The following is a 10000-nucleotide window of genomic DNA, read 5'->3' on the forward strand; positions in this document are numbered from 1 at the left end:
TGCGGTGGATTTTGTCGAAATACCATCTTCTTTCCTTAACTATTTGCCATTTCCACAATTCTTTTTCTAAATAATCCTCTGATAAAGGAGGGGGCAACGGGTGGAAAACATCCATGATTTATGGAATCGCGTGCTTGGGGAAATTGAAAAGAAAATTAGCAAGCCGAGTTTTGAAACTTGGCTAAAATCAACAAAAGCCCACTCTTTACGAGGTGACACGCTTGTCATTGTAGCCCCAAATGAGTTTGCGAGAGATTGGCTTGATTCCCGCTATTCTCGTTTAATTACTGAAACCATTTACGACATTACTGGAGAAGAACTTGCCGTTAAGTTCATTATTCCTCCTAATCAATCCGAAGATGATTTCGATCTTCAACAATCTTTGAAAAAGCAGCGAAAGTCGTACGAGGAACCAGCCGATTTTCCGCAAAGCATGTTGAATCCAAAATATACGTTCGACACATTTGTTATCGGTTCCGGCAACCGCTTTGCCCACGCTGCTTCGTTAGCGGTCGCAGAAGCGCCAGCAAAAGCATACAATCCGCTATTTATTTACGGCGGGGTTGGATTAGGCAAAACGCATTTAATGCATGCGATCGGCCACTACGTCATCGAACATAATCCGTCCGCTAAAGTAGTATATTTGTCTTCAGAAAAATTTACAAACGAGTTTATTAACGCGATTCGCGACAACCGTCCGGACGATTTCCGCAACAAATATCGGAACGTTGACGTTCTATTAATTGATGATATTCAGTTTTTGGCAGGAAAAGAACAAACGCAAGAAGAATTTTTCCATACGTTTAACACGCTACATGAAGAAAGCAAACAAATCGTTATTTCCAGCGACCGACCGCCAAAAGAGATTCCGACATTGGAAGACCGCCTTCGCTCGCGGTTTGAATGGGGGCTCATTACGGACATCACTCCTCCCGATTTAGAAACGAGGATCGCCATCCTCAGAAAAAAAGCGAAAGCGGAAGGATTTGATATTCCGAACGAAGTGATGCTCTATATCGCTAATCAAATTGACTCTAACATTCGGGAATTGGAAGGGGCTCTCATACGTGTCGTAGCTTACTCATCATTGATCAATAAAGAAATTAACGCTGACTTAGCAGCAGAGGCGTTAAAAGACATTATTCCAAACACCAAGCCGAAAGTGATCACTATTCAAGATATTCAGCGTGTTGTCGGCCAGCATTTCAATATTAAGCTAGAAGACTTTAAAGCTAAGAAGAGAACGAAGTCTGTTGCTTTTCCGCGGCAAATTGCCATGTACCTTTCGAGGGAACTTACTGATTGCTCATTGCCGAAAATCGGAGACGAATTCGGAGGTCGCGATCATACCACTGTCATTCATGCCCATGAAAAAATTTCTAAGCTTCTGCAAACGGACGTTCAGCTTCAAAAACATATAAAAGAAATCCAAGAGAAACTGAAGCAGTTGTGAATAACTATTGAATAGCTTCGCAAATTACACACAGTCTATCCACATGTGGACAGGCTGTGTTTCCTTTACTTTTTTGACTTATCCACATTTCAACAAGCTTTATTACTACTACTGCAGTTCTTACTTCTTTTTTTATTATAAAAAAATAATTTATTTCCCTAACTGTAGGAGGATTGCATAATGAAAATCACAATCGATCGAGAAGCGTTAGTTCAAAGTGTTCAAGATGTCATGAAAGCTGTGTCACCTCGCACTACGATTCCGATTTTGACAGGAATTAAAATTACGGCGACCCCACAAGGAGTCACATTAACAGGAAGCGATTCCGACATTTCGATTGAATCTTTTATTCCAACGGAAGAAGAAGATAAAGTACTTGTCGAAATAGCAGAAACTGGTAGCATTGTACTGCAAGCTCGCTTTTTTTCAGAAATCGTAAAAAAACTGCCGGAAAAAACAATTGAAATTGAAGTGCAGCCTAATTTCTTAACCGCAATTCGCTCAGGAAAAGCAGAATTTAGCCTAAACGGTCTTGACGCGGAAGAATATCCAAGGCTTCCGCAAATTGAAGAAGAAAATGTTTTCGAAATTCCAACCGACTTGTTAAAAACAATCATCCGGCAAACGGTGTTTGCTGTTTCCACTTCAGAAACGCGGCCAATCTTGACAGGTGTCAACTGGAGAATTGAAGACGAGGAATTAATCTGTACTGCAACAGACAGCCATCGCCTTGCGTTGCGAAAAGCAAAAATAGAGACAGAAAATCATCAATCGCATAATGTCGTCATTCCGGGAAAAAGCTTGAACGAGCTGAGCAAAATTTTGGATGACAGCAATGCCCCTGTTAAAATTGTAATTACGGCGAATCAAATTTTATTTAAAACAAAACGTTTATTATTCTTCTCTCGCTTGTTGGATGGAAACTATCCGGAAACGTCCCGGCTTATCCCAACCGATAGCAAAACAGATATTATCGTGAATGCGAAAGAATTTTTACAAGCGATTGATCGCGCCTCCCTATTAGCGAGGGAAGGAAGAAACAACGTTGTCAAACTAACAACGCTAAATGATGGCATCATTGAAATTTCCTCCGTTTCACCGGAAATCGGAAAAGTAACGGAGGAAATGCAGAGCGAATCGATCGAAGGAGAGGAATTAAAAATTTCTTTCAGCGCAAAATATATGATGGACGCGTTAAAAGCGCTTGATGGTACAGAAATTAAAATCAGCTTTACTGGCGCGATGCGGCCGTTTTTGCTTCGTCCTCTCCATAACGACTCAATGCTTCAGCTTATTTTACCAGTAAGAACGTATTAACATTTGTGAAAGCTGCTAAGTTCTAGCAGCTTTCTTTGCTAGCGCTTCGTTTTTTCGTTAAAATAAAAAAATGGGCAGTTTTTAGAAAGCGAGCGATGAATGGATGGAGAAAAAAGTAACCATTGCGACAGAAACGATTACGCTTGGCCAATTGTTAAAACTCATTCAAGCAGTTGGCACAGGCGGCGCTGTAAAATGGTTTTTGCAAACAAATGAAGTGTTCGTCAACGGAGAAAAAGAAACTCGACGTGGACGAAAATTGAAAAATGGAGACAAAGTCGAAGTCGAAGGACTCGGCACGTTTATCGTAACGAGGGCAGAGTAGGTGAAGAGCCGTTGTTTTTAACATATTTATCATTAAAAAATTATCGCAATTACGAGAGTGAAACAATAAAGTTCGCGAACAACGTAAATATTATTTTAGGAGAAAACGCCCAAGGGAAAACAAACATGATGGAAGCCATCTACGTATTAGCGATGGCAAAATCACACCGGACAGCAAACGACAAAGATCTCATTCGTTGGGATGAAGACTATGCTAAAATAGAAGGAAGGGCAACGAAGAAGAGCGGGGCGCTATCATTAGAACTCATTATTTCAAAAAAAGGAAAAAAAGCAAAATGCAACCATGTTGAGCAGCAGCGGTTAAGCCAATACGTCGGTCATTTAAATATCGTGATGTTTGCTCCTGAAGATTTAAACTTAGTGAAAGGCAGTCCGCAAGTAAGGCGGCGTTTTGTCGATATGGAAATCGGGCAAGTATCGCCTGTCTATATACATGATTTAAGTCAATATCAAAAGCTGCTGCAGCAGCGAAACCATTATTTGAAATTGCTGCAAACGCGCGAGCAGCAAGATGAAACAGTGTTAGATATCTTAACGGAGCAGCTCATTCCGCTAGCTGCTAAAATTACGCTAAAGCGGCATGAATTTTTGCTTTTGCTGGAAAAATGGGCTGCACCGATTCACCATGAAATTAGCCGCGGGTTAGAAACGTTGCAAATCCAATATCGACCTTCCGTTGATGTATCAGAAAGGATGGAGTTGTCGAGAATAATAGAAGCATATAGCGAAAAGTTTGCTACAATAAAAGAGAGAGAAATCCAACGAGGAATGACGCTTGCTGGTCCGCATCGTGACGATATTTCATTCAGCGTGAACGGAAAAGATGTCCAAACATTTGGCTCCCAAGGACAACAACGCACAACAGCACTATCCATCAAGTTGGCGGAAATTGAATTAATTTTTTCTGAAATCGGTGATTACCCCATTCTTTTACTTGATGATGTACTATCGGAACTGGATGACTTTCGGCAAACCCATCTCCTTGACGCGATCCGGCAAAAAGTGCAGACGTTTGTAACGACAACGAGCATTGACGGAATCGAACATGACATCATCAAGGAAGCGGCAATTTACAAAGTCCATTCCGGTCATATTACCGCCCCTCTTTGTGATTAAGCTCTTGAACGTTTGGAAAGAAAGCGTAGGTGATTCGCATGACAATGGAACAAAAAGTCGAACATACGTATGATGCAAGCCAAATTCAAGTATTAGAAGGACTGGAAGCGGTCCGTAAACGTCCAGGGATGTATATTGGCTCTACTGGTCCAAAAGGGCTGCATCATCTCGTATGGGAGATTGTCGATAACAGCATTGATGAGGCGCTAGCGGGTTATTGTACGGAAATAAACGTGACGATCGAAAAAGATAATAGCATTACGGTTGCCGATAACGGTCGTGGCATTCCCGTTGACATTCAAGAGAAAATGGGACGACCGGCTGTCGAAGTCATTATGACTGTGCTCCATGCAGGAGGAAAGTTTGGCGGAGGCGGCTATAAAGTGTCAGGCGGACTGCACGGCGTCGGCGCTTCCGTCGTGAACGCTTTATCCGAAGAACTGGAAGTATATGTGCACAGAGATGGAAAAATTCATTATCAAAAATACCAGCGCGGCGTTCCTTGCACGGATTTGCAAGTGGTTGGAGAAACGGATCGGACAGGCACTACCGTTCATTTTAAGCCTGATCCGGAAATTTTTGCAGAAACGACAGAATTCGATTATGAAACGTTAGCAACCCGCCTTCGCGAGCTGGCTTTTTTAAATCGCGGCCTTAAAATTACGCTTGAAGATAAGCGGGTAGAAAACCGCAAAAATGAATATTGTTACGAAGGCGGTATTCAATCTTACGTTAAGCATTTGAATCGGACGCGCGAAGTGCTTCATGAGGAGCCGATTTACATTGTTGGTGAACGCGATGGAATTTATGTGGAAATTGCTTTCCAATATAACGACAGCTATAGCAGCAATATTTATTCCTTTGTTAACAACATTCATACACACGAAGGCGGGACGCACGAATCCGGTTTTAAAATGGCACTGACGCGCATTATTAACGATTACGCACGCAAACAGCAAATTTTCAAAGATAATGATCCAAATTTAACTGGCGAAGATGTCCGCGAAGGGCTAACAGCAATCGTTTCGATTAAACACCCGTCCCCGCAGTTTGAGGGACAAACAAAAACAAAGCTTGGAAACAGCGACGCACGGACGGTTACCGATGCGGTTTTCTCCGAACAATTTGAAACGTTTTTACTGGAAAACCCAACCATTGCTAGAAAAATTGTTGAAAAAGGGATGATGGCGGCGCGGGCGCGCTTGGCGGCAAAAAAAGCACGTGAACTTACACGGCGAAAAAGCGCGCTTGAAATTTCCAACTTGCCTGGGAAACTAGCGGATTGTTCCTCGAAAGACCCCTCCATCAGCGAATTGTACGTGGTCGAAGGGGACTCCGCAGGCGGTTCAGCAAAGCAAGGAAGAGATCGCCATTTTCAAGCGATTTTGCCGCTTCGCGGAAAAATTATTAACGTCGAAAAGGCGCGGCTTGACAAAATCTTATCGAACAATGAGGTTCGCGCCATTATTACCGCGCTAGGAACGGGAATTGGCGAGGATTTTGATATTACGAAAGCGCGCTACCATAAAATCATTATTATGACAGATGCTGATGTCGATGGAGCGCACATCCGCACATTATTGCTCACTTTCTTTTATCGTTATATGCGCGAATTCATCGAACGGGGATATGTATACATCGCCCAACCGCCGCTTTACAAAATTGAGCAAGGCAAACAAGTAAGGTATGCCTATAACGACCGACAGCTTGAAAAAATTCTTGCCGAATTGCCGGAAAATCCGAAACCAACGATTCAACGTTATAAAGGTCTTGGAGAAATGAACCCGGAACAATTATGGGAAACAACGATGAATCCGGAAACAAGAACGCTGCTTCAAGTCAGCCTTCAAGATGCGATTGAAGCGGACGAGACGTTTGAAATTTTGATGGGAGATAAAGTAGAGCCAAGAAGACAGTTTATTGAAGAAAATGCACGATATGTGAAAAATTTGGACATTTAACCGGAGAGTGTTGAGCAATCACCCTCCCCGCCGAAAATTTTTTATAAGGGAGGTTTTATGAATGTCAGAAAATCAACATCCGCGCATCCGCGAAGTCAATATTAGCCAAGAGATGCGCTCTTCGTTTCTTGATTATGCGATGAGCGTCATTGTATCGCGGGCATTGCCTGATGTGCGCGATGGGCTAAAGCCAGTGCATCGTCGTATTTTATACGCGATGCATGATCTCGGAATGACCGCGGACAAACCGTATAAAAAGTCGGCCCGCATCGTCGGCGAAGTTATCGGGAAATACCACCCTCACGGTGACGCGGCAGTGTACGATACGATGGTTCGCATGGCGCAAGATTTTAATTATCGCTATATGCTTGTGGACGGTCATGGAAATTTTGGCTCTATTGATGGCGACGCGGCCGCAGCGATGCGTTACACGGAAGCGCGCATGTCGAAAATTGCGATGGAAATGTTGCGCGACATTAACAAAGACACGATTGACTATCAAGATAACTACGACGGTTCAGAAAAAGAGCCTGTCGTATTGCCGTCGCGCTTCCCGAATTTATTGGTAAACGGTTCTTCGGGAATCGCTGTCGGGATGGCGACGAACATTCCACCACATCAGCTCGGCGAAGTGATCGACGCGATTTTGGCATTAAGTAAAAATCCCGACATGACAGTAGCCGATTTAATGGAGCATATTCCGGGACCGGATTTTCCGACAGCGGGGCAAATCATTGGACGGAGCGGTATTCGTAAAGCGTATGAAACAGGCCGCGGATCGATTATATTGCGCGCCAAAGTTGAGATTGAGCAGCAGCCAAACGGAAAAGAAATGATCATCGTTCGCGAGCTTCCTTATCAAGTCAATAAAGCGAAATTGATTGAGCGTATCGCCGAACTTGTTCGTGAAAAGAAAATTGACGGCATTACTGATTTGCGCGACGAGTCCGATCGCAGTGGAATGCGAATCGTCATTGAAGTGCGAAAAGATGCGAACGCGAAGGTCATCTTGAACAATTTATATAAACATACTGCGATGCAAACGAGCTTTGGCATTAACATGCTCGCGCTCGTCGACGGCCAGCCGAAAGTATTAAACTTAAAAGAATGCCTGCAGTATTATTTAGACCATCAAAAAACGGTCATCCGCCGCCGCACGGCATATGAATTGAAAAAAGCGGAGGCACGAGCCCATATTTTGGAAGGGCTTCGCATTGCTCTTGATCATCTCGATGAAGTGATTAATTTAATTCGTAGCTCGCAAACGACAGAAATCGCCAGAGAGGGACTTATGCAGCAATTTTCTCTCAGCGAAAGACAAGCACAGGCGATTTTGGACATGCGTTTGCAGCGATTGACGGGGTTAGAACGAGAAAAAATTGAACAAGAGTATCAAGATCTTATTCGCTTGATTGCTGAATTAAAAGCGATTTTAGCCGATGAGGAAAAAGTTTTGCAAATTATTCGCGATGAGCTGACGGAAATTAAAGAGCGGTTTAACGATGAGCGGAGAACAGAAATCGTCGCTGGAGGAGCCGAAGAATTTGAGGACGAAGATTTAATTCCGCGCGAAAACATCGTTATTACGCTCACGCATAAAGGTTATATTAAACGGTTGCCGGTTTCGACTTATAAAAGTCAGAAACGAGGCGGACGAGGCGTCCAAGGCATGCATACAAACGAAGATGACTTTGTGGAACATCTTTTGATCACATCAACTCATGATACTGTTTTATTTTTTACAAACAAAGGAAAAGTATACCGGGCAAAAGGATACGAAATTCCTGAATTCAGCCGGACTGCTAAAGGAATTCCGCTCATTAATCTCTTAGAACTCGATAAAGATGAGTGGATTAACACGATTATCCCTATCAACAATGAATTCGATGACAATTTATATTTATTCTTTACGACAAAACAAGGAATCGCCAAACGGTCTCCATTATCTTCATTTGCCCATATTCGTAACAACGGTTTAATTGCAATTCATTTGCGTGAAGGAGATGAGTTGATTTCCGCCAAGTTAACGGATGGTTCGAAGCATATCATTGTCGGGACGAAAAACGGAATGCTCATCCGTTTTCCAGAGACGGATGTACGAGCGATGGGACGAAGTGCAACAGGGGTCAAGGCAATTACGCTGGAAGATGGTGATGAAGTTGTCGGCATGGAAATTTTAGAGGATGGCTGTGATGTATTAGTCGTTACGAAAAACGGCTATGGCAAGCGCACCCCATCTTCGGAATATCGCATACAGAGTCGTGGTGGAAAAGGAATTAAAACGTGTAATATTACGGAGAAAAATGGTACGGTTGTTGCGGTGAAGACGGTGACCGGTGAAGAGGACTTAATGCTTATTACTGCAAGCGGCATTCTTATTCGCATTGCTGTCAGTGATATTTCAAGAATGGGAAGAAACACACAAGGAGTAAAACTAATCCGTTTGTCCGACGATAGCGAACATGAGTATGTTGCTACAGTGGCGAAAGTCCCGAAAGAAGAGAAAGAAAATGAAGATGAAGAAAATCGTTAGTTGCGTACAATGGCTCGAAAGGTATAGCCTTTTGGGCCATTTTTTTATAAAGCACTACAACGGTTGCGTCATCAGTGTTAGTATAAAATTATAGGATACAAAGATGTGAAGTAGAGAGGTGGCGCGATGATCCGGGTAAAACTTCACCAGCTGCAAGAAGGATGTATTCTCGCTGAAGACATACGAGGCAAGACCAAAAAGACAATCATGCCTAAAAATACTGTGCTGACACCATATTTATTAAATGTGTTGGAAAAATTTTTAATTAGAGAAGTGTGTGTTGAACCGGTTCTGGCAAATGGAAAACCATTTAATCCGGCTGAATTGCTTGAACGGCGCGAAGATGATGTCACTGGCGATGAACAGCCGATATTCCTTTATTTACAAGCAGTTCAAAAATATAAAAAAGCGTTTCAATCGTGGCAATCCGGTGCTCCTGTCGATATAGGACAAATAAGGGACATTATTATCCCTTTATTCGATAGATTTATACACAACCGCAAGGAATTACTGGCGTTACATCGTTATGCGACAAAGGAAGACTATTTATACCATCACGCTGTTAGCGTTGGACTATTATCGGGATTTTTGGCAAAACAATTAGATTATAGTAAAGGTGACTGTTATCAAATTGCGCTGGCGGGTATATTATCTGACTGCGGCATGGCAAAGGTAGACAAAAGAATTTTGACAAAAAAATCAGCGTTTACTGCTCACGAATATGAAGAAATGAAACAGCATACAGTGTTCGGCTATCGAATGATCCAAAAAATAAAGACCTTAAAAGAAGGGGTAAAATTAGCCGTATTACAGCATCATGAACGCAATGATGGAACTGGCTATCCGTTTGGAATTCGTGACCAGCAAATTCACCCGTACAGCAAAATAGTAGCTGTAGCTGACGTTTATCATGCGATGACGTCCGAACGTCTTTATCGGTCAAAACAATCCCCTTTTAAAGCGCTCGAAAAAATTCAAATTGAACAATTTGGCAAATTAAGCATGGAAGCGATACAGATATTACTAGATAATTTAATAAATTTTCATGTAGGGACAGTTGTCAAATTGTCAAACGGCGAAATGGCAGAAATCGTTTTTATACAGCGGGAAGCGCCGACAAGACCGATTGTTAAAATTGTAAATAAAGACGAATTTCTTTCTTTAAGTGAACATCGGGATATTTATATTGAGGAAGTTGTTTATAACAACTAAGAAAAGATTTTTTGAAGAATGCTCTTGAACAGTAGCCGTAATAGTGGTAAAATATCGCTTGTC

At 42.4% G+C, this 10000-nt stretch carries 7 protein-coding genes; all 7 read left to right on the plus strand.

Going from position 1 to position 10000, the window contains the following annotated elements:
* Positions 1–100: 100 nt before the first annotated feature.
* The 7 genes from dnaA (at position 101) to MWM02_RS00035 (ending at position 9937) form a co-directional block, all read left to right on the plus strand.
* Positions 101–1453 carry a chromosomal replication initiator protein DnaA gene (gene dnaA / locus MWM02_RS00005; RefSeq protein WP_064552912.1) on the plus strand — a complete coding sequence of 451 codons (1353 nt, stop codon included), beginning with the start codon at positions 101–103 and terminating at the stop codon, positions 1451–1453.
* 180 nt (positions 1454–1633) lie between these two features.
* A complete protein-coding gene (gene dnaN / locus MWM02_RS00010; protein ID WP_064552913.1) occupies positions 1634–2770 on the plus strand; it encodes a DNA polymerase III subunit beta in 1137 nt (378 codons plus the stop codon).
* A gap of 103 nt (positions 2771–2873) precedes the next feature.
* Positions 2874–3095: a S4 domain-containing protein YaaA gene (yaaA, locus tag MWM02_RS00015; protein ID WP_064552914.1), complete on the plus strand. Its 222-nt coding sequence runs from the start codon at positions 2874–2876 to the stop codon at positions 3093–3095.
* Between the two features lie 11 nt (positions 3096–3106).
* A complete protein-coding gene (recF, locus tag MWM02_RS00020) occupies positions 3107–4231 on the plus strand; it encodes a DNA replication/repair protein RecF (protein ID WP_064552915.1) in 1125 nt (374 codons plus the stop codon).
* Positions 4232–4269: 38 nt separating this feature from the next.
* On the plus strand, positions 4270–6192 hold the full coding sequence (gene gyrB, locus MWM02_RS00025) for a DNA topoisomerase (ATP-hydrolyzing) subunit B (protein ID WP_064552916.1): 1923 nt from the start codon (positions 4270–4272) through the stop codon (positions 6190–6192).
* Between the two features lie 61 nt (positions 6193–6253).
* Entirely contained in the window at positions 6254–8725 is a 2472-nt protein-coding gene (gene gyrA, locus MWM02_RS00030; RefSeq protein ID WP_064552917.1) for a DNA gyrase subunit A, read from the plus strand.
* A gap of 126 nt (positions 8726–8851) precedes the next feature.
* Positions 8852–9937, plus strand: a complete 1086-nt coding sequence (locus MWM02_RS00035; protein ID WP_244402710.1) for an HD-GYP domain-containing protein — start codon at positions 8852–8854, stop codon at positions 9935–9937.
* Positions 9938–10000: the final 63 nt, after the last annotated feature.

It is taken from the genome of Parageobacillus sp. KH3-4, assembly GCF_022846435.1.
GTDB lineage: Bacteria > Bacillota > Bacilli > Bacillales > Anoxybacillaceae > Parageobacillus > Parageobacillus thermoglucosidasius_A.